The following is a 20,557-nucleotide window of genomic DNA, read 5'->3' as shown; positions in this document are numbered from 1 at the left end:
ATGTCTCTGTCCTGATCTCAGCGCGAAGCCACCAGCGGCCACAATTCATCGGCGCCACGCTCGGCGACGAGTTTGCCGAGCTCGACCGCCCAGTAGCTCTCCGAGCCGAAATCGTCGCGCCACGCCAAGGCGCGCAGCGAATAGCGGTGCAGGATGTGCTCGATGGTGAAGCCAATCGCGCCGTGCACCTGGTGTGCGATGCCGCTGCCCTTCTCGGCTGCTTCCGAGCAGCGGATCTTGGCCGAGGCGGCTTCGAGGAACACTGCGTCATTGTCGAATGAATTGGCGCTGGCGATGGTGTCGGCGGCCGAAGTCGCGGCAGCCAGCGCCGCGGCGGACTCGCCGGCGAGGCGGGCGAGGTTGTGCTGCACCGCCTGGAACTTGGAGATCTTCTTCTCGAACGCGACGCGCTCGTTGGAATAGCGCACGGAAATGTCGAGCATCGATTCCAGGGCGCCTGCGATCTGCAGCGACCGCACCACGCCGCCCATCAGCATCAGCGTGGTCTGGTCAAAGCCCTTGGGCGCCGGCCGGGTCGTGACCGGCTGCACCTTGTCGAGCGTGACGGTGTCGTTGTGATCGCCGCCAAGTCCGACGCCGGATTCGATCCGGCACTTCGCGGCATCGACCAGCGCGATCGAGAGGCCGCCATTGCCATCAGCCAGCACCGCGAAATGTTTTGCGTCCTTGGCAAACGGTACGCCGCGGGCGCGGCCGGAGAGCGAGCCGTCGGCGCCAACCGTGACGCGGTCCTTCGGGCTTGCCGGCAGCACGGTCATCTCGCCTTCCGGGGAGGTGATCTTGCCTTGCGTCAGCAGCCAGCCGGCCAGCATTGTTTCGGCCAGCGGAACTGCGATCGCATGCCGCCCGGCGACGTTGAGGACGCTGAAACCTTCCGCGAGACTGGCGCCGGAACCGCCGAGATCATCTGGCACCCAGGACAGCGGCAGGCCGGCTTCGGTCAGCGCCCGCCACAGCGGCGCCTTCCATGCGCCGTGCTTGTCGTGATTGATGGTTTGGGCATCCGCGAGATCGGCGAAAATCTTTTCCGCGGTCTCGGCGACGATGTTCTCACTCTCCGCCACAGCGTTCCTCGTGTTGATTGGCTTGGGGTTGGCCGTCCGGCTGGCCCTGCTTGCGATGATGTCTTGCGCTCAATGATGCGGAAAAGCCATAGCCGTGACAAGCGTTGCCCGCAGGGCCACTTGCGCGGACGGCATGAAGCCGGACCCGATGCATGAATTCCGCATAGTGAACTTTCGACCGCCTCGATTTGTATGCCACGCGCGGGAGTGAACTGGCCGGAGACATTCGTTCAGTCCGCCAGATGAAACGCGATCGCCTTCCGCATGAGGTCGGCGAACTCGGCCTCCTGGGTGACCAGCGCGTCGTTGAGTCCGGCCACGCACAGCACCAGCGGCTCGTTCGACTCCGCTGATGGCGGCAGGTTCATGGCAACGGCGCCGGCGCCTGGCGTCACCAGGCCGAGCGAGAAGGCATGCCCCTTGGCACGGACCTTCTTCAGCTCCAGCAGCAAGGCCTTGATGTCGATCTGCAGATCGGGTCGCGGCTCGTTGGCGTTGATCAGGCGCACCAGGCGGCGTACCTCCTTGTCCGGATAGGCCGACAGCAGCGCGTAACCCGATGCGGATCGCGCCAGCGGCCGCAGCGTTCCGGCCTTGACATACAGCCGCATCGGCAATCTGGCCTGAATGATATGGACATATTGCGCGCTGAGCCCGTTGCGCACGGCGAGCATGATGGTCTCCCCGGTTTTCTCAGAGAGCTCGTTCATCAAATTGATCAGGCGCCCTCGCGTGAACAGCGCCGGGCTCAGCCAGTGCCCCAGCATCGAGATCCGCGGCGTCGGGATATAAGTGCGGCGGCTGGTGTCGTAATGCAGATAGCCGAACGCCGTCATCGTCCGCATCAGCGCCGAGGTGCTGGACTGCGGGAATTTGAGCGCGGCGGCGACCTCGATGGCGGAAGCTGCGCGCTGGTGCTCCTCGAAGAATTCGAGCACGTCGAACACGCGCCGCGCCGACTTGACCGCATTGTCCATCTTCGGCAGGTCGCGCGAAGTATCGCCGGGGAAATCGGGGCCGTCGAAAGACCGCGGGCCGGCGGCCGCGCCGGCTTTCGCTGCATCTTTCTTCGCCACCGGCATCGCTATCGTCCCTGCTGTGTCACCCGCCGCTTCAGCCACCAGCCATATTGCTCGGGCCAGCTTGTCCACTCGGGATCGCATCCGAGCGCGAGTGCCGTCTGCGCGGGCCAGTTCGGATTCCACAGCAGTTCGCGGCCGAGCGCAATAAGCGTCGCCTTGCCGTCCCGCAAGATGGCTTCGGCGTAGTCCGGCTCGCGGATCAGCCCGACCGCGACCGTCGGCATGCCCGCTTCCTTCTGGATGCGCTCGGCGAACGGCACCTGAAAACCCGGTGTGCGCGACACCAGCGAATTGCCGCGCGGCAGCTTCATGCCGCCCGAGGAGCAGTCTACCATGTCGATCCCGATCGCCTTCAGCTCGGTGGCAAATGCGATCGAGTCCTCGATCGACCAGCCGATGTCGACGCCGTCGACCGACGAGATGCGGACAAAGGCCGGCAGGTGATCCGGCCATTCCTCGCGCATGATCGCAGCGATCCGCAGCGGCAGGCGCATGCGATTTTCCCGCGACCCGCCATACTCGTCGTTGCGGTTGTTGGCGAGCGGCGACAGGAATGAGTGCATCAGGTAGCCGTGCGCGCAGTGCAGCTCGATGACGTCGTAACCGGCGGCTCTGGCGCGGCGAAACGCCTGGCGGTAGTCGTCCACCAGGGCATCGATCTGCTCTGAAGTCAGCATCTGTGGTGCGGGCCAGCCGTCGTCGAACGGAATGCCGCTCGAGGCCGCGATCTGCCACGGGCCTTCACCGCGGGCCTTGATGTCGGCTTCGCCGAGCGGATTGCCGCCTTCCCACGGCCGCTGCGACGAGCCCTTCCGGCCGCCATGCGCGATCTGGACCGCGGCCTTGGCGTTGAAGCTGTGGATCAGCGCGGCGAGGGCGGCGTGGTCCGCGATGTGCGTATCATCCCAGATGCCGAGGCAGCCATGGGTGATGCGTCCCTGGACGTTCACCGAGCTCTGCTCGACGAACACGAGACCGGCGCCGCCGGCGGCGAGCTTGCCGATATGGGCGGTGTGCCAATCGGTGGCGCGGCCCTCGTGCGCCGAATAGGTCGCCATCGGCGAGACCATGATCCGGTTCTTCAATTCGAGATCGCGGAGTTGCAGCGGGGTGAAGAGCAGCGGCAGTTCGGTCATGCGATGTCCAGCCTTGCTTGTGGTTTGCGGATTCGTGCGGGCAATCATTTCTTGAGCAGCGGGCATGCACTCTCCTCGGGCGTCGCAAATGCCTCCTTGCCCGGGATGACCTGAACCAGCTTCTCGTAGTCCCAGGCGCCCTTGGATTCAGCCGGCGATTTCACCTGCACGAGGTACATGTCGTGGATCAGCTGGCCGTCCGCGCGCAGGAAGGCATTGCGGGCAAAGAAGTCGTCGATCGGCATGTCCTTCATCTGCGCGATCACCTTGGGGCCGTCGTCGGTGCCGGACTTCTCGATTGCCTTGAGATAGTTCATGACAGCGGAGTAGAGGCCGGCTTGCACCATGGTCGGCCGCTTGTTGGTCTTGGCCATGAAGCGCGCGGCGAAGTCCCGGGTCTTGTCGTCGAGGTCCCAATAGAACGCGGTCGCGAGCTGCAAGCCCTGGGCGGCCTGCAAGCCGATCGCGTGGATGTCGCTGGTCTGCATCAGGAAGGCTGCCAGCTTCTGCTGCTGCGCCAGCCCGAATTCCTGCGCCTGCCGGATCGAATTGGCGAGATCGCCGCCGGTGTTGGCAAAGGCGATCACGTCCGCCTTCGAGCTCTGGGCCTGCAGCAGATAGGACGAGAAATCCATGCTGTTGAGCGGATGCCGCACCTCGCCGGCGATCGTGCCGCCGACCTTCTCCACGGTCTTGGCGGCGTCGTTGCGCAAAGCGTGGCCGAAAGCGTAGTCGACCGTGACGAAATACCAGCTCTTGGCGCCGGATTTGGCTAGCGCCCGAACCGTGCTGTTGGCGAGCGCATAGGTGTTGTAGGTCCATTGCACCGAATTCACCGAGCAGCCCTTTCCGGTCAGATCGGAGGAGCCGGCCGATGACACCAACATCGCCTTGTTCTTCTGCTTGGTGAGTTCGAGCACGGCGAAGGCGACGGCGGAATTGGCGAAATCGACGATGACGTCGACGTTCTCCTGCTCGTACCAGCGCCGCGCGATCCCGGCGCCGATGTCTGCCTTGTTCTGATGGTCGGCATCGACCATCGTGATCGGCTTGCCCAACACCTTGCCGCCGAAATCCGCGATCGCCATCCGGACCGCTTCGACCGCTCCGGGGCCGGCAGCGTCGGCATAGAGGCCCGCTTGATCGGTGAGCACGCCAATCTTCACCATGTCGTCGGAGATCTGCGCGCGGGATGGAGTGGCTGCGAAGGTGGCCGTCAGCAATGCAGCGCTCGCGGCGAGCCATCCGTAACTCGATGTCATTGTCCCTGGTTTCCTCTAGTTCGATTGCCTTATGGCGTTGGTCTTTTCTTGCCGCAGGTCGATCATGTCAGGATGCGACTGCGGGTCCTTGTCCGTGCCGAGCAGCATGTGCTTCTGGATCTTGTTGGTCGAGGTCAGCGGCAGATCGCTGACGAAGGCGATCCACGCCGGCAGCTTGAATGGCGCGAGGCGCTCGCGGCAGAAATGGAAGACCTCCTGCGCAAGTTCGCGCGAAGCGTCAGCGCCGTCGTTGATCACGATGAAGGCGGCAACTTCCTCGTCGCGGATTGGATCGTGCGCGGCAACGACCGCCGCCTGCTTGACCAGCGGCGACGTCGTGAGCACGGCCTCGATCTCCGCCGCCGAGATGTTTTCCCCGGCGCGGCGAACCAGATGCTTCAGCCGGTCGACGAATACGAACGCGACATCATCGTGCTGCCAGGCACTGTCGCCGGTGTGAAACCAGCCGCCGCGCCAGGCGTGCTCGGTGGCCTCGGGATCCCTGAGATAGCCCGAGAAGAAGCCGCGCCGTGGCGTCGCTTCCGAATGACGCACGCAGAGTTCGCCGACCGTGCCTGCCGGCACCGCTTTGTCGTCGGCATCGAGGATGGTCATTTCGAGGCCGGGCACACTGCGGCCGATCGTGTTGGTCTCGAGATGGCGCGGCTCGACCGTGTTGAAGGGGCTGCGTCCGGTCTCCGTCATGCCCCAGCCCTCGACGAAGGGGATGCCGAAGCGCTCGCGGGCTCGCGCGCGTTGCTCGGGGTTGGCGCCGACGCCCATCGAGAAGCGCAGCGCATGGGCCCTCTCGTCCGGCGTCTCCGGCTGGGCAAGCAGGGCCGCGACGATCACACCGAGATAGTGCAGCACGCTGGCCCGGCACGTGACGATATCGCGCCAGGCCAGTTTCGCGTTGAAGCGCTCCGGCAGGATCAGGCAGCCGCCGGTCAGCATCATCGCGATCGGGGGCAGCGTCAGGCCGGCCATGTGGAACAGCGGCAGCGGGCTGTAGAGGCGCTCCGTTCCGGCATGATACGTCGCCTCGCCGCCGTGGCTGACATACCAGCGGCCGGTCGAGACCACGTATTCGTTGGTCAGGATGCAGCCCTTCGGATGCGCGGTGGTGCCCGACGTGTAGAGCAGCGCCGCCTCGGTCTCGCTTCCCGGCTCGCCGGCGCGCGGTGACGGCCGCCGGGCATGCGGGATTTTCTGCACACTCGTGCCGAGATCGTCGCCGGACACCTCGAGCAGCGGCACCGCGCCGGTCCGCGCCTTCTGCAATTCCTTCTGGTCCTGCAGCGTGACGATCAGGTCGGGCTCGGCATGCGCAATCAGATACGCGATCTCCGCCGCGCGATAGGCCGGGTTGATCGGAACGATGGAGACCCCGAGACCGTTGAGCGCCAGCCAATGCACGATGAAATCAGGCCGGTTCTCCAGCAACAGGCAGGCGCGGTGTCCATGCCCGAAGCCGGCTGCGCGGTATAGTTCGCCCAATGCGCAGACCTGCCGCGCAATGTCGCCATAGGACAGTTCGACGCCATCTGGAAAATAACCGCGGTCGGGACGCGCGGGAATGCAGAGCAAGGGTTTGAACGCTGCCGCATCTGCAGTCGCAGCGAACACGCTGAACACGGTGTACATCGTGGCGAAGCTTCCCTCTGGCGGCCGCAGGTCGATGTCAACGATACCGGTCCATAGAGAGCAGCTTCGTTGAGCGCGGTGCCGCGATCGCGGCGTTGCGCGGAACCTATAAGGGTGAGTAATGTGCTGTCAAATTTATTATGAGTTTCTAGAAAACTCATATGTAGTTTGAATTCCAAAATGAGAGGTAGCGAGATGAAGATGCATATGCTGTCGGGCGGACGTTTGCGGATGTCCAGGCGGACCTATCTGCCTGATGCCGCGCGCGGCGAGACGATCGATCTGCCGGTCGCCTGCGTGCTGTTGCGGCATACGCAGGGCAATGTGCTGTTCGACACGGGATGCCATCCCGACGTCGCGACCGATCCCGAAGGGCGGCTCGGCACGCTGGCCAAATACATGCAGCCGATCATGCCGGCTGACGATCATGTGCTGACGAGTCTGAAGGCCGTTGGCCTTGGCCCCGATGATATCGATGTGGTGATCTGCTCTCACCTGCATACCGATCATTGCGGCTGCAACGCCTTCTTCAAGAAGGCGACGATTTTCGTCCATGCGCTCGAGATCGAGGCCGCGAACGCGGATAACGCGTTCGATCGCGGATACATCAAGGCGGATTGGGATCATCCGCTGAAGATGGAGATATTCGACCGACAGATGGATGTGTTCGGCGATGGCAAGTTGACGCTGGTGCCGCTGCCGGGACATTCGAAAGGTACGACCGGCGCGCTGGTCAAGCTGGATCAGAGCGGCGAATATCTGCTCGCATCCGACGCGCTCAGCGTGCGCGCCAATCTCGATCAGCGGACCTCACCGAGGAACAGCCTCGACGTCGACCAATTCCTGGACTCGCTCGACGAGATCGCCAGGCTCGAGGCATCCGGCGTCAAGATCATCTGCGGTCATGACGATGCGCAATGGGCCAGCCTGCAAAAGGGTCCGAACGCGTATATGTGAGGGACTGTAGCTGAGGCCTTGTACCTGAGGCCCTGGCGCGGTTTGCAGATGGCATCCCGCGCGATATGGTATGCCACCGCCGGAGTTCATCTGGCTCACAACAACAAGGAAAATGCAGATGTCCAAGGATGGTTTGTGCGCGATCGTGACGGGATCGGCATCGGGGCTCGGCGCCGCCACCGCGCAAATCCTCGCCACGCAGGGCGCGCGCCTCATCATCAACTATTCCAACAGCAAGGCGGAAGCCGAGGCGACCGCAGAAGCCTGCCGCAAGCAGGGCGCCGAGGTGCTGGTGGTGCAGGGCGACGTCTCGCGCGATGAGGACTGCAAGAAGATCGCGGCCGCCGCCCAGGGCTGGGGCCGCCTCGACGTGCTCGTCAACAATGCCGGCACCACGAAGCATGTGCCGCATCACGATCTCGACGGCCTGACGGCCGAGGATTTCCAGCGCATCTATGCCGTCAACACCATCGGCCCGTTCCAGATGGTCCGGGCCGCGCGTGCGCTGCTGGAGGCAGGGGCGAAGGCTTCGGGTCGTCCGTCGGCGGTGGTGAACGTCTCCTCGGTCGCAGGCATTTCCGGCGGCGGTTCGTCAGTTGCCTATGCCGCGAGCAAGGGCGCGCTCAATACCATGACGCAGTCGCTGGCGCGCGCGCTGGCGCCCTTGATCCGCGTCAACACGGTGTGTCCGGGCTACATCGATACGCCCTGGTTCACCAAGGGCCGCGGCGAGGCGGGCGCCAAGCAGGTGCGTGATGCCGTGATCGCGCGTGTGCCGCTGAAGGTCGCGTCAACAGCCGAAGATATCGCCAATCTCGTCTGCTTCCTGGCAAGCCCGGCGTCGAGCAACATGACCGGTGAGTTCGTCCGCATGGACGCCGGCATGCATCTCATTCAGTGACGTAGCCACCCACATCTTCAGAGTGGTTGCAGAGAACGAAAATGCCCGGGCCAGGCCCGGGCATTTTGGCTTTAAAGCAGTACTGTGGCTGGCTTACCTGTTTCCGATATCCGGGATCACGCGCGCCGCGACCAGCCGGTTCCAGATGAACAGCACCACCAGCGCGCCGATCGTGGCGGTGATGAAGCCGGCGCCCTGTTCCGGACCGTAGTGGCCGATGGCCTGGCCGATGAAGGTCGCGAGAAACGCGCCGGCGATGCCGAGCACGGTGGTGAGAATAAAGCCGCTTGGATTGTTGGGTCCCGGCGACAGGAGCCGCGCGATGATCCCCGCGACAAAGCCGACGATGATGACCCAGATGATGCCGCCCATGACTGTCGTCCTCCTCAGATGGAATCAACGCCAGCGCTAAAGCCGGCCGCTCAGCTCGTCGCCGCTCGGCAGCCGGCCGTCCGGCGTCAGATGATTGATCGCTTCGGGCAGATACTGGCTCAGGCCCTGCAGCAATTGGTCGCGCGACATGCCGCTCTGCGACGCCAGCGAGTCGATCTGGTCGGCGCCGAGCGCATTGGCGAGATCGCCGGGCGCGATCTGCTTGTTGGGGCCGTTGCTGACCCAGGAATTGGCCGCCTCGCCGTGGCCCTTCTGCTGCAATTGGCTGAGCAGATCGCCGAGGCCGCCGCTGAGCACGGTGCCGGCTGCACCGCCGGCAAGCAGGCCGCCAAGACCGCCCTTGAGCAGATCACCGAGCCCGCCACCACCAGCGCCGCCGGGCAGGCTCGCGGTGACGTTGCCGGGGAGTGACGGCGCTTGCGCCGGCGTCGGCTGAGGGGCGGTCGCGCCCGGCGCGCCCGGCTGGCCGCCGGAGAAATGCTTGACCGCCTTCCAGGCGAGCAACGCCAGGATGGCCATGGTCATCGGCGACATTCCGCTGCCGCCGCTGGAGCTGTCGGATGGTGTGCTTGGCGCGCTCGGACCGCGGGGCCCGTTCTGCATGCCGTTGAGTACGTCGAGTAAACCCATGATCGTCTCCTGCCGCAACCGTGCCCCGAGCGGGAAACATAGCTTCGGCCCATGACGGTTACAAGGCGGGCCACCCGGGCGGCGGCGCGTGGAAATAGGCAGGCAACCCAAGGTCTGCTATCGAGCCCCGATGAATGGACATTTAGCCAGATGAACGCGGACCGGCCGATCGGCATCGCGGGCGCCGGAAGCATCGGTTGCTTCGTCGGCGGCATGCTGGCTGCGTCCGGCCGCCGCGTCGCGCTGCTGGCGCGGCCGCGGTTGATCCAGGAGATCGCAGGCAACGGCTTGCGGGTCAGCAGTTTCGACGGCTCGGAGCGGGCGGTATCCGCGGACCGGCTCATTCTGTCCGACGATCCGTCGATCCTGCGCGACGTCCAGACGGTGCTGGTGACGGTGAAGAGCGCCGATACGGCCGAGATCGCCGAATTGATCGCACGCCACGCAGCTGCCGATGCCGCGGTGATCAGCCTGCAGAATGGCGTCGGCAATGTGCCGCTGCTGCGTGACCGCCTGCCGGGCCGCAAGGTGCTCGGCGGCATGGTGCCGTTCAATGTGGTCGCGCTCGGCGATGGCCGCTTCCATCGCTCGACCTCCGGCGACATCGTGATCGCGCAGGATGATGCGGGCACCGCGGCGCGGCACTCGGTGCCGGGCCTTGCGATGAAGGGCACCGGCAATATCGACGGCGTGCAGTGGGGCAAGCTGATCGTCAATCTCAACAACGCGCTCAATGCGCTGTCCGACATTCCGCTGCGACAGCAGCTCGCACAGCGCGGCTGGCGACGATTGTTCGCCGACCAGATGGCCGAGGGTTTGGCCGCGATCCGCGCCGAAGGGATTGTGCCGGTGTCGCCGACGCCGCTGCCCTCGAGCTGGATGCCGGCATTGTTGCGGCTGCCGGACGCGCTGTTCGACGTGCTGCTCGGCCGCACCATGAGGATCGATCCCGAAGCGCGCTCCTCGATGTGGGAAGATCTGCAGCGTGGCCGTCGTACCGAGATCGACTATCTGCAGGGCGTGATTACCGCGATCGCGGATCGCCGCGGGCTGGAGGCTCCGCTGTCGCGCCGCGTCATCGCGCTGATCCGCAAGGCGGAGGCCGACGGCAAGGGCTCGCCGGGGCTGACGCCGGAGCAGATTCGCGATGGCCGCTGACCGCGAGCGCCGACGATCGTCTGGCGTAGCGTTCGGATAACCGAGGAGGTGACATCATGAAACGATCCAGCATCATGCTGCTCACGCTTGTTGCCCTTGGCTCCGGCCCGGTGCGCGCGGCGCCGCCGACCGTGACACCTTCGCCGGGCTATGATGCGCGCTTACAGGAGCAGCGCGCGGCGGCGGCGTCGAGCCAATCGGTCAGGCCTGCGCGCAAACCGGTTACGCCCCGACACCACAAGCGCGGTCGCGCGCACTGATCCCCTGCAGAGAAGATATCAGATGAAGCTGCTGTTCCTCGCGCTCACCTTCGTGCTCGGCATCGCAACGGCTGCAGACGCCGCCGACTATGCCGGTTCGATCAGTGCCTACCGGCGCGCCAATGGCATGCCCGCGGTGAAGCTCGACGCGAAGCTGAACGCAATGGCGCTGAAGCAGGCGCAGGCGATGTCGGCGACCGGATCGGTCAGCCATTCCGCGGGCGGCAGCTTCTTCACCCGCATCGCGCCGCTGAAGAAGCAGCGCGCCGCCGAAAACATCGGCGCCGGCTTCATCGCCTTCGCCGAAATGCTGAAGCAGTGGGAGAACTCGGCGGGGCATCGCGAGAATCTCTTGATGCCAGGCGCGAAGCGCGTGGGTGTGGCCTTCGTCGACAATCCGAAGTCGCCGTACCGCAGGTTCTGGGCGATGTTGATTACCGATTGACTTCGGTTCGCTTCGCAACCTTGGTCGGCGGCGGCGATGCCGGCGTGAACAGTTTCTTCAGGCCGTCCAATCCTTCGGAAAGCCGCGGCCATTCGCAGGAGAACGTGCCCTTCACGCAACTCGCCGCCTGCGGCCGCACCCTGGGAAGAGGGGCGCCAGCAACGCGCGGCTTGACCGGGCGTGCGACCGGGACCGGGACTTTCGCCGGTTCGCTGTGTACGGGCTCGCTGTGCAGTGACGCCTGCTGAAGCTGCGGCGGCCGCGCTTGCTGCTTTTCCTGCCGCTCGAGCTGCTTGGCATTGAACGCCGCGACGATGCTCGAGCGGCGCTCCTTCTCGAGATAGCCGGTATATTCCTGGTCGATCTTTTTCTGCTCGTCCGGCGTCGGATTGGGGCCGGCGATGTCGAAGCTGCGATCCTGCATGAAGTCGTAGTAGGTGTAGCCGCCGCCGGGCTTGCGGCGTCCGGCAAACTTGGCATTGCAGTCGGCGAGTTGCGCGGTCTTGTCTTCCTTGGACTTCGCCTTCTCTGCTAGGTCGGCGCAATCCTCAAAATCCTTCGGCGCGCTGCGCCACCATTGCGCGTGCGCGCTCATCGGCGCCAGCGCGAACGCGGCGCCGAAAACGGCACCAGCCAACGTCGATGATCGTGACGGCATCACGGACATTGCAACCAAATCCGAACCACACAGAGTAAACAGATTGTCGCCATTTTAGTGACGCTTGTCACCCGGGAACCCGACGATTTCCCTGATCATTTGAGTCGCAGATCAGCCGTTGGCCTGATCGAGTAATCGCTGTACGCAATTGCAATGTAACAAGAATTCTTACCGTAACGGCGCGGCGGAAATTGGAACAATCCGCCTCGAATAGTTCATTTCACCCTATGCAGCAATGCGACGAGTTCCGCCTGTCGATGCGTGCCGGTCTTCTGGAAAATCGTCTTGAGCTGATTGCGCGCGGTGGCAAGGGCAATGCCGGCTTCCCGTGCGGCCGCCTCGATCGAATCGCCGCGCGCAAGTCGTGTGGCGAGGCGCGCCTGCGCCGGCGTCAGCTCGAACGCCGCCGCCAGCAGCGTCTGATCGAATGCGGCGTTGCCCTCGAGATCGCGGATCAACAGGATCGCGCGCGCGCCCAGGAATGGTGAACGTGCGGCGGGAGGCACCGGCTGCATCTGGATCACGATTGGCCGCTTGTCGATCCTGCGCACCACGATCGGCGATGTCGGGAGCGGGTGCAGGTCCGAGCTGTGGGCCAGCAGATCGATCAGCCTGGTCAGATCGGTATTGGCCTGCCGGTCGAGCAAGGTGAGGCGGTTGTTGCGGATCGCAAGTTCATGGCCGAGGCAGGCTTCCGCCTGGCCGTTCATGCCGATGACGGCGCCGAAGCGGCCGACGGCAATCGCCGCGACCTGAATCAGGTCGAGCGCACTGGTGATGCCCGCGATCGCGGAGCGGCCGACGACGGTGGACAGCGTCGCGGCTTCGCTGAGCCGCGCCGACACGCGCGAGAGCGCCTCGACCTCGTCGGCCTCGAACATGCCCTCCTTTGGCGTGCGCTGGATGCTCAGCGCCCACAATGCCGGACCGGCGCGGAAGCCGATCGCTGCGAACCATTTCAGCCCGAACTCGCCGAGCGAGGCGTAGAGCGGGTCGCGCAGCATCTCGGTTTCGCCGCCGAACAGGTTGGCGTCGGTGATGACGTTGGTGCCGGCGAGCATCAGCGGCACGCCGCGCGCGGCGCGAATGTCGGTGAGATGAAAATTCTGCGGGAAGTAGGTCTTGGTGAAATAGTCGGTGATCGATTGCGTGCGCGGAATGTCTTCGGTGCGGATATCGCTCTGAAGCATCGCAGCCCCGGTCGCGCCGATGGCCGCGCAGACTTCGTCCATGAAGGACGGCCAGGTCGCGGGATCGAGAACCACGTCGCCAAGGCGCGCGGTCGCGTCGTCCAGCCGATGCACGTCGACCAAAGGCTCAGCTCCGCCTGATGCAGATTCTTGTTGTTTCACAGGACGAAACAGGTCGGACCTGTTTCGCCCGCTACCGTGCATAAGAAGGCCAGCACTGCCAAATATGCAAGTTAAATCAGCGGCGCTCCCGAGGGCCGGGCCCGCAAACCCTGGCGAAACATGATCGAAAATCGGCGAGTGGCGCGAGCCCGCCGTTACACCAAATGCAGATCCCGGCGGCGATCGGCCTCGGTCAGCGCCACGCGGCAGAAGCTGGCGGCGATCGCAACGACGTCCTCGACCGATTGCGGATATTGCTTCGAGACCCAGCGCAGCGCGATCGAAATGACCGCGCCGACCATGCCGATCGAGAGCAGCGTGGCAGCCGCGGCCTTGTCGCCGCGTTGAGGATCAAGCGTCTGCGGCACCAGGATGTCGCTGAAGACGCGCAGTGCGTCGAGCTTGACGGCATCGACCGCCGGACTGATGCCTGAAATCTCCAGCAGGAAGACCCGCGCGGGCCTCGGGTGCTCCTTCAAACGGGTGAAATACAGCGTCAGTGCGGCGCGCAGCCTCATCTCGGCATCGCCGTCGGCGGCCGCCGCGGCAGCCGTCATCTCCTCGTGGAGATGGCCGACGACATGGTTGTAGGCGGCGATCAGCAGGGCTTCGCTGTTGGAAAAGGATTCGTAGAAATAGCGTTCGGTGAGCTCGGCCGCCTCGCAGATCGCCTTCACGGTGGCGCCGCGATAGCCGACCTCCCCATAGACCTCGATCGCCGCATCGATCAGCTTCAGCCGCCGCTCGGCGCGGCGTTCCTCGGCGTCCATACCGCCATAGAGGCGGGCTTTCCGGCTGCTTGCCATGGAAAGCCTATTGACACGAGCCATTGTCAGATGTCAAGTTATCTGACAATACGGATTGTCAATTCTGCTCGGGAGGGTCAGGGCATGTCTGCTCATTTCGACGTGTTGATCGTGGGTGCCGGGCTGTCGGGCATCGGTGCCGGCTATCATCTGCAGACCAACTGTCCGGACCGCAGCTACGCCATTCTCGAAGGCCGCGATTGCATCGGCGGGACCTGGGACCTGTTCCGCTATCCCGGCATCCGCTCCGACTCCGACATGTACACGCTCGGCTATTCGTTCCGCCCCTGGACCGAGCCGAAGGCGATCGCCGATGGCCCGTCGATCCTGAATTATGTGCGCGAGACCGCGCGCATGTACGGCATCGACAAGAAGATCCGCTTCAACCACCGCGTCGTGCGCGCCGACTGGTCATCGGCCGACTCGCAATGGACGGTCGAAGTTGAGCGCGGGCCGCAGAAGACGATCGAGCGTCTCACCTGCAGCTTCCTGTTCATGTGCAGCGGCTACTACAAGTATGAGCACGGCTACACGCCTGACTTCCCCGGCATCGCCGATTTCGCCGGCCGCGTCGTCCATCCGCAGAAGTGGACCGATGACATCGACTATGCCGGCAAGAAGGTGGTGGTGATCGGCAGCGGCGCGACCGCGGTGACGCTGGTGCCGGAAATGGCCAAAACCGCCGCCCATGTCACGATGCTGCAGCGTTCGCCGACCTATGTCGTGGCGCGGCCCGACGAGGACAAGGTCGCCAACTGGCTGCGGGCGCGGCTGCCCGCAAAACTCGCTTACGGCCTCACGCGCTGGAAGAATGTGCTGTTCGGCATGTATTTCTACCGGCTCTGCAAGCGCGATCCGGAGCGCGTGAAGAAGCTGATCCTCGGCGGCGTGCGCCATGCACTCGGCCCCGATTACGACGTCGCCACCCATTTCACGCCGAGCTACAATCCGTGGGACCAGCGGCTTTGCCTGGTGCCGAACGGCGATCTGTTTCAATCGCTGCGCAGCGGCGGCTCGTCCGTCGTCACCGACCAGATCGAGACCTTCACGCCCGGCGGCATCAAGCTCAAGAGCGGCAATGTGCTCGACGCCGACGTCGTGGTGACCGCGACCGGCCTCGATCTGCAGGTGCTCGGCGGGCTCGAGATCAAGGTCGACGGCGCGCCTGTCGATCTGTCGAAGACCATGAACTACAAGGGGCTGATGTATTCGGGCGTGCCGAATCTCGCCGCCGCGTTCGGCTACACCAACGCGTCCTGGACGCTGAAATGCGACCTGACCTGCGAATATGTCTGCCGCATGCTCAACCACATGAAGGCGAACGGCTACGCGCAAGTGACGCCGCGGCGGAACGATCCGACCGTGACCGAACTGCCCTGGGTGGATTTCTCCTCGGGCTATATCCAGCGCGCCGCCGCCAGGTTCCCCAAACAGGGCTCGCGCCGGCCGTGGCGGCTCTACCAGAACTATGCGCTCGATATCATGACGCTGCGTTTCGGCTCGCTGAAGGATGAGGCGATCGAGTTTCTGCCGGCGCGCCGGGCCAGCGCGGCGAATGCCGCCGCGAATCCGACCCGGCAGGTGGCGTAACGCGCGCAGCGCCGGCTCAACGCAACTTCGCGCGCGCCCGATGGGACGCGGGCTGGCGATCATTCGGCACCTCTGCTATGGGAGGGCGACGCCCGCATGCTTCGGCTAGCGGGCGGTGCGGTCCCGTAGCTCAGCCGGATAGAGCGACGGTTTCCTAAACCGTAGGTCGGAAGTTCGAGTCTTCCCGGGATCGCCATTTTTCGCTTGGCTGCGCGCCATGGGCGCACCCTTCACCTCTCATCGAAGTCGCAACGGCGTTTGCGCAACGGGCTCCGGCACGGTCTGCCGGGGCGCCCGCCCCCAGTTCACCCCAAATTAGGGAAAGCCCGGGACAATGGGGAGGGGGCCACCGGAAGACCGCGCGTATGCGAGCCAGCGTTCCAGAACGGGTTGAAGAGGGCGGCAGCGACGCCCTTCGCGATCCGCTGCGTTCGAAGGGCCGGCCGCTCGTTGTCGATGTCGACGAGGTGATGGTTCCGGGAAGCTCTTTCCCGGCGGATATCGCTTCCGGGATCACAAGCCGCTCTAGCGCCGTCACCATGGCGATTGCCACCGCCTTGGGACTGGCAGCGCGCATTCCTGATATATCGGGCTTCGATCCATCCCGCGCGCGGTTCGACCACGGCGCCGTGACCTTCCTTTTGCAGGTGCTGGGTGAAGGCCGCCCGGTCTATCTCTGTTCGGAAACCCATCCCGAGCCGTTCGTCAGCGCGGTTGCCCAGCATCTCGGCGTCTTCACGGCCTGGGCCGCTGCACCGGACGGTCGGTCGTCGGCACAGAGCGACGACCTGCCGCACGTGCTCCGGCAGGGCTTCGACTACATCGGCAGTGAAGCGGTCGCGCTGCCTGGCTTTGCGTCGCGCGTAGCGCGCCACGGTCGATCCGCCCCGGCGGCGCCCGCGCCGGCCGGTGTGCGCAGCTGGCTGAAGCTGCTTCGGGTGCATCAATATGCGAAGAACGCTCTCGTGCTGGTGCCGCTGCTGACCGCGCATAAATTTGCACTGGGGTCGGCGGCGACGTCGCTGCTTGCGGTGATCGCATTCTCGCTCTGTGCGTCGGGTGCCTACATCCTGAACGACATTCTCGACATCAACGCCGACCGCGCGCATCCGGCCAAGTGCCACCGTCCGATCGCAAGCGGCGCCATCGCGGCGTCGCAAGCTGCCGGTGCGATTGCCCTCGCATTGGTCGCCGCGTTCGCGATCGGATTGTACATATCGGTCGAATTCGGCGGCGTCCTGCTCGGCTATTTCGTGCTCACCACATCCTATTCGCTGTGGCTCAAGCGCATCGCGATCGTCGACGTCGTCGTGCTGGCGACCCTTTACACCGTCCGCGTGATCGGCGGCGCGGTCGCGATCAGCGTGCCGATGTCGGAATGGCTGCTCGCGTTCTCGCTGTTCATCTTCATGTCGCTGGCGCTGGTGAAGCGCCATGTCGAGCTCGCCAGCCAGCCGGACGGCGTGGTGCTGGCGGCGCGCGGCTACCGGCTCGAAGACAAGTCGATGGTCGCGATCCTCGCCGCCGCGTCGGGCTTCAACGCCGTCGTGATCTTCACGCTCTACATCTCGTCCGATACGGTTCGCGCGCTCTACGGCCATCCGCAGCTGCTCTGGGTCTGCTGTCCGATCCTGATGTACTGGATCGGCCGCGTGATGCTGTTCGCGCAGCGCGGATTGATCGATGATGATCCCGTGATGTTCGCGCTCCGGGATCGCGCCAGCTGGGTCGCGCTTGGCGCGATCGGCGTCGTCATGCTCGTCGCCATCTAGCGATGCCGACCGTAGCATTGCGAGGACGTGCAAGCGCGATCTCCGATCCGGGCGGGATTTGCCTCTCCGGCTGGGGCAACTATCCGAAGGCATCGACCGAACTGCTGGCGCCACCGACGCCAGCGGCCGCACGGGATGATCTGCTCGGGCGGTCCGGCGTCGTCGCGCGCGGAGCGGGCCGCGCCTATGGCGATGCGGCGATCGGCGCGCAAGCCACGATTTCATCGCGCGGCCTGAACCGGATGCGGCGCTTCAATGCCGCGACCGCTCAGTTGACGGTCGAAGCCGGCGTGACGATCGCCGACATCCTCGCCGCGTTCGAGCCGCGGGGCTTCTTCCTGAGAGTCGTGCCCGGCACGAAATTCGTGACGGTCGGAGGCGCGATCGCAGCCGACGTTCATGGCAAGAACCACCATCGCGACGGCGGCTTCGGCACGATTGTCGATTCATTCCGCCTCGCGCTGCCGGGCGGTGAGATCGTTTCCTGCTCAAGGTCGGAAAACGCCGCGCTGTTCGCGGCGACACTGGGCGGCATGGGCCTGACCGGCATGATCCTCGAGGCGACACTGCGGCTGCTCCCGATCGAGACGGCCTGGCTGCGCCAAGACACCCGCGTCGCCGTCAATCTCGACGCGGCGATCGATCAATTGGAAAGCAACGCGTCCTCGACCTATTCGGTGGCCTGGATCGACTGCCTTGCGCGCGGCGCGGCGCTCGGACGGTCGCTGGTCTATCTGGCCGAGCATGCCACGCGCCGCGACATGGATGGGTTGGGGCCCGGCCTCGCGCCGTTCCCCGGCCCTCGCACCCAGCTTCTGTCGGTGCCGGAGCTGTTTCCCGGATGGCTGCTCAATCGCGCATCGATGCGGGTGTTCAACGAGCTGTATTTCCGCCGCGGCGCTGCGCATCAGGGCAAGCCGCGGCTCGTCCACTGGGATCCCTACTTCTTTCCGCTCGATGCGATCTCCGACTGGAACAGGATCTACGGCCGGCGCGGCTTCTTGCAGTATCAATGCGTGATCCCGCGCGACCGCGCCCGCCGCGTGCTTGCCGATATCCTGGATCGGGTATCTCGCCGCGGCGATGCGTCGTTTCTTGCGGTGCTCAAGCAACTCGGCGATGGCGGCGGGCCGATGTCGTTTCCGCTTCGCGGCTACACCCTGACGATGGACTTTCCCGTCAGCGACACGCTGTTCGGGTTTCTTGATCAGCTCGACGTGCTGGTGGTCGATGCCGGCGGCCGGCTCTACCTCGCCAAGGACGCGCGGCAATCCCGCGCGACATTCGAATCCGGATATCCCGGCCTTGCGGCCCTGCGGGATATCCGCCAGCAGACCGGGGCGACCACGCGCCTTGCGTCGCATCTTTCAGCACGGCTTGGGATTTGATGACCGGCACAAAGTCAATTCTGGTGATTGGCGGCAGCTCGGATATCGGGCACGCGACTGCGCTGCGTTACGCAAAGGAGGGGTGGCGCGTGACGCTCGCCGCCCGCGATCTCGCAGCCGCGCAGCGCAACGCGGACGATATCAGCACGCGAAGCGGCGTCGACACAACGGTTCTACCGCTCGACGTGCTGCAGACCGGGCAGCTTGCCAGCTTCGTTGCCGGCCTTTCCGTGCTTCCGGATACCGTCGTGTGCGTTGTCGGAGAACTCGGCGATCAGCTGCGTGCCCAGACCGATCCCGAGCTTGCGACGACGATCATGCGTACCAATTTCGAGGCACCCAGCCTGTTGCTCGAACAGTTCGCGCAAGCTTTCGAGACGCGCGGCTCGGGAACCATCGTCGGGGTCAGCTCGGTTGCCGGCGATCGCGGGCGGGCGTCGAACTACTACTACGGCGCGGCCAAGGCCGGCTTCACGCAATTCCTGTCCGGCCTGCGCAATCGCCTGGCGCTCGCGGGCAAGGTCCGCGTCGTCACCGTCAAGCCCGGATTCGTGCGCACGAAGATGACGGCGCATATGAAGCTGCCGGCGCCCCTGACCGTGCAGCCGGAGCGGGTTGCGGAGGATATCTACCGGGCCGACGTGACGAGGCCGCGGGACGTAATCTATGTGGCCAGACGGTTTTGGCTCGTGATGACGATCATCTGCGCGCTGCCGGAGACGATCTTCAAGCGGATGCGCATCTGACGGTCGATCCGCTGACTGCTTCCGTCCCTGAACTGCGCAGCAGCACAATTCCGACAATGAGCGCGATCAGCGGAACGATCGCGAAACCGCCGATCGAGAGCGTGCCGAGCGCCTGTTCGCCATTGTGAGAGGACGCCATCTGGGTCGCTTGCAGGTAGCCAAACGCTCCGATCGGGATCGGCAAGGCGTAGATGATACCTCGTTCCCACTCACGCGCGCTCGCCAGGAGCGCCGGCAACAGCAGCGTGAGGCCGACGCTGAAGATCGGAAAGTCGTAATCGTAGGCGTAGGGGCTGATGCAGACCGACACGATCGCGACGAGGCCGAGGCGCTCGCGGGCCGGCATCGCCCGGTAGGCGGCGATGAGAACGACCGCAAGTGCCACGACCGCGACGGCGCCCTGGGCGACAAACGCTGCCGACGCGGACATCCCCGCCGTTCGCAACGCGGCATAGATCGAGATCATGCGATGCATCGGGTAATTCCCGTGCTCCAGGAACACCGACGAATCGCGCACGCTCTGCAGGAACGCGCTCCAGATCTCCGCGCCGAAAGCCGCCGTACAGATCGCTGAGCTGATTAGCACGACGGCTGCCGCCGTCATCACGACGATCCATGAACGGCGCAGGATGGCGTACACCGCGAAGGCGATCGCGAGGTGCGGCTTGATGATCATCAGACCGAGGGCGGCCCCGGCGACGACCGGCCGCTCTTCAAAGAACAGGCAGACCATTCCGATCAGCGCGGCCGTCAGCAGGCCGTTCTGCCCGCAGGCCAATGTGATCCCGATCGTCGGAAAGAAGACGATGAGCACGAGCACAAAGTTCTCGCCTGCGAGACGGCGCAGCACGGCAAGGTAAAGCGTCAGCGTCGAGGCGGCGAACAGCGAATAGGCAATTCCGACCGGGATCAGCGCGAACGGCGCCAGCAGCAGGCTGAATTGCGGCGGATAGGTCCACGACATGAAGCCATCGTGCCCGCCCGATGCCTCCCTCTGGATGACGACGAGCTTCGCGAACTGGTAGGCCTGATCCACGGTGCCCAGCCACACCAGCTTTGCGGTGATGTAGAAGGCGGCAAAATCGACGAGCTCGCGGCCATGCCCGAGCCCGACTTGAGCGAGCCACACCGCCTTGAAGACGATGGCGATGGTCAGGAGCGTGAGGACTCCACGGATGTAGGCGGTCCGCTTCGACGTTGTCGACCGAATTGCTTCGAGGGTAGTTGCGAACATCAAGCCGGGCCCTGTTTCGGCCGTTCAGGCTAGGTCGAATAGGTTAAGCAGTCGAAAA

Annotated in this window: 20 protein-coding genes and 1 tRNA gene; 10 read left to right on the top strand and 11 right to left on the bottom strand. The window is 64.8% G+C overall.

Annotation, left to right across the window (positions count from 1 at the left end):
- Positions 1–17: 17 nt before the first annotated feature.
- The 5 genes from HAP47_RS39240 to HAP47_RS39220 form a co-directional block, all read right to left on the bottom strand.
- Positions 18–1,085 carry an acyl-CoA dehydrogenase family protein gene (locus HAP47_RS39240; protein WP_173640179.1) on the bottom strand — a complete coding sequence of 356 codons (1,068 nt, stop codon included), beginning with the start codon at positions 1,083–1,085 and terminating at the stop codon, positions 18–20.
- Positions 1,086–1,315: 230 nt separating this feature from the next.
- Entirely contained in the window at positions 1,316–2,167 is an 852-nt protein-coding gene (locus HAP47_RS39235) for an IclR family transcriptional regulator (protein WP_173640180.1), read from the bottom strand.
- Positions 2,168–2,169: 2 nt separating this feature from the next.
- Complete coding sequence (locus HAP47_RS39230) at positions 2,170–3,303, bottom strand: NADH:flavin oxidoreductase/NADH oxidase (RefSeq protein WP_173640181.1); 1,134 nt, start codon at positions 3,301–3,303, stop codon at positions 2,170–2,172.
- A gap of 44 nt (positions 3,304–3,347) precedes the next feature.
- Complete coding sequence (locus HAP47_RS39225) at positions 3,348–4,565, bottom strand: ABC transporter substrate-binding protein (protein WP_173640182.1); 1,218 nt, start codon at positions 4,563–4,565, stop codon at positions 3,348–3,350.
- Between the two features lie 15 nt (positions 4,566–4,580).
- The gene (locus HAP47_RS39220) at positions 4,581–6,209 is read right to left on the bottom strand and encodes an AMP-binding protein (protein WP_231168677.1); all 1,629 of its coding nucleotides are present in this window, start codon (positions 6,207–6,209) and stop codon (positions 4,581–4,583) included.
- 195 nt (positions 6,210–6,404) lie between these two features.
- Here HAP47_RS39220 and HAP47_RS39215 point away from each other — a divergent pair, with 195 nt between their 5' ends.
- Positions 6,405–7,166, top strand: a complete 762-nt coding sequence (locus tag HAP47_RS39215; RefSeq protein WP_173640183.1) for an N-acyl homoserine lactonase family protein — start codon at positions 6,405–6,407, stop codon at positions 7,164–7,166.
- A gap of 118 nt (positions 7,167–7,284) precedes the next feature.
- On the top strand, positions 7,285–8,067 hold the full coding sequence (locus HAP47_RS39210) for an SDR family NAD(P)-dependent oxidoreductase (RefSeq protein ID WP_173640184.1): 783 nt from the start codon (positions 7,285–7,287) through the stop codon (positions 8,065–8,067).
- A 93-nt stretch (positions 8,068–8,160) separates the two neighbouring features.
- Here the strand turns inward: HAP47_RS39210 and HAP47_RS39205 are convergent, their stop codons facing one another.
- Positions 8,161–8,439 (bottom strand): GlsB/YeaQ/YmgE family stress response membrane protein, encoded by a 279-nt coding sequence (locus tag HAP47_RS39205; protein ID WP_173640185.1) that lies wholly within the window; start codon positions 8,437–8,439, stop codon positions 8,161–8,163.
- Between the two features lie 36 nt (positions 8,440–8,475).
- The gene (locus tag HAP47_RS39200) at positions 8,476–9,090 is read right to left on the bottom strand and encodes a YidB family protein (RefSeq protein WP_173640186.1); all 615 of its coding nucleotides are present in this window, start codon (positions 9,088–9,090) and stop codon (positions 8,476–8,478) included.
- Between the two features lie 150 nt (positions 9,091–9,240).
- Here HAP47_RS39200 and HAP47_RS39195 point away from each other — a divergent pair, with 150 nt between their 5' ends.
- The 3 genes from HAP47_RS39195 to HAP47_RS39185 are packed head-to-tail and all read left to right on the top strand — an operon-like array spanning position 9,241 to position 10,953.
- A complete protein-coding gene (locus tag HAP47_RS39195; protein ID WP_173640187.1) occupies positions 9,241–10,248 on the top strand; it encodes a 2-dehydropantoate 2-reductase in 1,008 nt (335 codons plus the stop codon).
- A 56-nt stretch (positions 10,249–10,304) separates the two neighbouring features.
- Complete coding sequence (locus HAP47_RS39190) at positions 10,305–10,508, top strand: hypothetical protein (RefSeq protein ID WP_173640188.1); 204 nt, start codon at positions 10,305–10,307, stop codon at positions 10,506–10,508.
- Positions 10,509–10,530: 22 nt separating this feature from the next.
- Positions 10,531–10,953, top strand: coding sequence for a CAP domain-containing protein (locus HAP47_RS39185; protein WP_173640189.1), 423 nt, complete (start codon positions 10,531–10,533; stop codon positions 10,951–10,953).
- Here the strand turns inward: HAP47_RS39185 and HAP47_RS39180 are convergent.
- The 3 genes from HAP47_RS39180 to HAP47_RS39170 form a co-directional block, all read right to left on the bottom strand.
- A complete protein-coding gene (locus HAP47_RS39180; protein ID WP_231169041.1) occupies positions 10,943–11,611 on the bottom strand; it encodes a hypothetical protein in 669 nt (222 codons plus the stop codon). The genes HAP47_RS39185 and HAP47_RS39180 overlap by 11 nt on opposite strands.
- Positions 11,612–11,826: 215 nt before the next feature.
- Positions 11,827–12,924 (bottom strand): helix-turn-helix transcriptional regulator, encoded by a 1,098-nt coding sequence (locus HAP47_RS39175; protein WP_173640191.1) that lies wholly within the window; start codon positions 12,922–12,924, stop codon positions 11,827–11,829.
- 194 nt (positions 12,925–13,118) lie between these two features.
- Positions 13,119–13,769 (bottom strand): TetR/AcrR family transcriptional regulator, encoded by a 651-nt coding sequence (locus tag HAP47_RS39170; RefSeq protein ID WP_173640192.1) that lies wholly within the window; start codon positions 13,767–13,769, stop codon positions 13,119–13,121.
- 84 nt (positions 13,770–13,853) lie between these two features.
- Here HAP47_RS39170 and HAP47_RS39165 point away from each other — a divergent pair, with 84 nt between their 5' ends.
- From HAP47_RS39165 to HAP47_RS39145, 5 genes are all read left to right on the top strand, one after another.
- Entirely contained in the window at positions 13,854–15,359 is a 1,506-nt protein-coding gene (locus HAP47_RS39165) for a flavin-containing monooxygenase (RefSeq protein WP_173640193.1), read from the top strand.
- 119 nt (positions 15,360–15,478) lie between these two features.
- A tRNA-Arg gene (locus tag HAP47_RS39160) sits at positions 15,479–15,555 on the top strand.
- A 169-nt stretch (positions 15,556–15,724) separates the two neighbouring features.
- On the top strand, positions 15,725–17,131 hold the full coding sequence (locus HAP47_RS39155) for a UbiA family prenyltransferase (RefSeq protein ID WP_173640194.1): 1,407 nt from the start codon (positions 15,725–15,727) through the stop codon (positions 17,129–17,131).
- 2 nt (positions 17,132–17,133) lie between these two features.
- The gene (locus HAP47_RS39150) at positions 17,134–18,519 is read left to right on the top strand and encodes an FAD-binding oxidoreductase (protein ID WP_173640195.1); all 1,386 of its coding nucleotides are present in this window, start codon (positions 17,134–17,136) and stop codon (positions 18,517–18,519) included.
- Positions 18,519–19,265 carry an SDR family oxidoreductase gene (locus HAP47_RS39145; RefSeq protein ID WP_173640196.1) on the top strand — a complete coding sequence of 249 codons (747 nt, stop codon included), beginning with the start codon at positions 18,519–18,521 and terminating at the stop codon, positions 19,263–19,265. The genes HAP47_RS39150 and HAP47_RS39145 overlap by 1 nt, the downstream gene beginning before the upstream one ends.
- Here the strand turns inward: HAP47_RS39145 and HAP47_RS39140 are convergent.
- Complete coding sequence (locus HAP47_RS39140) at positions 19,246–20,499, bottom strand: glycosyltransferase family 87 protein (protein WP_173640197.1); 1,254 nt, start codon at positions 20,497–20,499, stop codon at positions 19,246–19,248. The two genes, HAP47_RS39145 and HAP47_RS39140, sit on opposite strands and share 20 nt — an antisense overlap.
- Positions 20,500–20,557: the final 58 nt, after the last annotated feature.

Origin of the sequence: Bradyrhizobium sp. 41S5 (assembly GCF_011516665.3) — a bacterium.
Lineage (GTDB): Bacteria > Pseudomonadota > Alphaproteobacteria > Rhizobiales > Xanthobacteraceae > Bradyrhizobium > Bradyrhizobium quebecense.
The sequence above is the reverse complement of the archived record's forward strand: the minus strand, read 5'-3'. Positions and strand labels throughout refer to the sequence as shown.

What these genes read in the sequence shown, in the direction of transcription:
- HAP47_RS39215 (WP_173640183.1), top strand. Translation starts at nt 6,405, where the DNA reads ATGAAGATGCATATGCTGTCGGGCGGACGTTTGCGGATGTCCAGGCGG.
- HAP47_RS39220 (WP_231168677.1), bottom strand. Translation starts at nt 6,209, where the DNA reads ATGTACACCGTGTTCAGCGTGTTCGCTGCGACTGCAGATGCGGCAGCG.
- HAP47_RS39180 (WP_231169041.1), bottom strand. Translation starts at nt 11,611, where the DNA reads ATGCCGTCACGATCATCGACGTTGGCTGGTGCCGTTTTCGGCGCCGCG.
- HAP47_RS39140 (WP_173640197.1), bottom strand. Translation starts at nt 20,499, where the DNA reads ATGTTCGCAACTACCCTCGAAGCAATTCGGTCGACAACGTCGAAGCGG.
- HAP47_RS39155 (WP_173640194.1), top strand. Translation starts at nt 15,725, where the DNA reads ATGCGAGCCAGCGTTCCAGAACGGGTTGAAGAGGGCGGCAGCGACGCC.
- HAP47_RS39145 (WP_173640196.1), top strand. Translation starts at nt 18,519, where the DNA reads ATGACCGGCACAAAGTCAATTCTGGTGATTGGCGGCAGCTCGGATATC.
- HAP47_RS39165 (WP_173640193.1), top strand. Translation starts at nt 13,854, where the DNA reads ATGTCTGCTCATTTCGACGTGTTGATCGTGGGTGCCGGGCTGTCGGGC.
- HAP47_RS39190 (WP_173640188.1), top strand. Translation starts at nt 10,305, where the DNA reads ATGAAACGATCCAGCATCATGCTGCTCACGCTTGTTGCCCTTGGCTCC.
- HAP47_RS39210 (WP_173640184.1), top strand. Translation starts at nt 7,285, where the DNA reads ATGTCCAAGGATGGTTTGTGCGCGATCGTGACGGGATCGGCATCGGGG.
- HAP47_RS39150 (WP_173640195.1), top strand. Translation starts at nt 17,134, where the DNA reads ATGCCGACCGTAGCATTGCGAGGACGTGCAAGCGCGATCTCCGATCCG.
- HAP47_RS39235 (WP_173640180.1), bottom strand. Translation starts at nt 2,167, where the DNA reads ATGCCGGTGGCGAAGAAAGATGCAGCGAAAGCCGGCGCGGCCGCCGGC.
- HAP47_RS39185 (WP_173640189.1), top strand. Translation starts at nt 10,531, where the DNA reads ATGAAGCTGCTGTTCCTCGCGCTCACCTTCGTGCTCGGCATCGCAACG.
- HAP47_RS39170 (WP_173640192.1), bottom strand. Translation starts at nt 13,769, where the DNA reads ATGGCAAGCAGCCGGAAAGCCCGCCTCTATGGCGGTATGGACGCCGAG.
- HAP47_RS39205 (WP_173640185.1), bottom strand. Translation starts at nt 8,439, where the DNA reads ATGGGCGGCATCATCTGGGTCATCATCGTCGGCTTTGTCGCGGGGATC.
- HAP47_RS39230 (WP_173640181.1), bottom strand. Translation starts at nt 3,303, where the DNA reads ATGACCGAACTGCCGCTGCTCTTCACCCCGCTGCAACTCCGCGATCTC.
- HAP47_RS39200 (WP_173640186.1), bottom strand. Translation starts at nt 9,090, where the DNA reads ATGGGTTTACTCGACGTACTCAACGGCATGCAGAACGGGCCCCGCGGT.
- HAP47_RS39195 (WP_173640187.1), top strand. Translation starts at nt 9,241, where the DNA reads ATGAACGCGGACCGGCCGATCGGCATCGCGGGCGCCGGAAGCATCGGT.
- HAP47_RS39225 (WP_173640182.1), bottom strand. Translation starts at nt 4,565, where the DNA reads ATGACATCGAGTTACGGATGGCTCGCCGCGAGCGCTGCATTGCTGACG.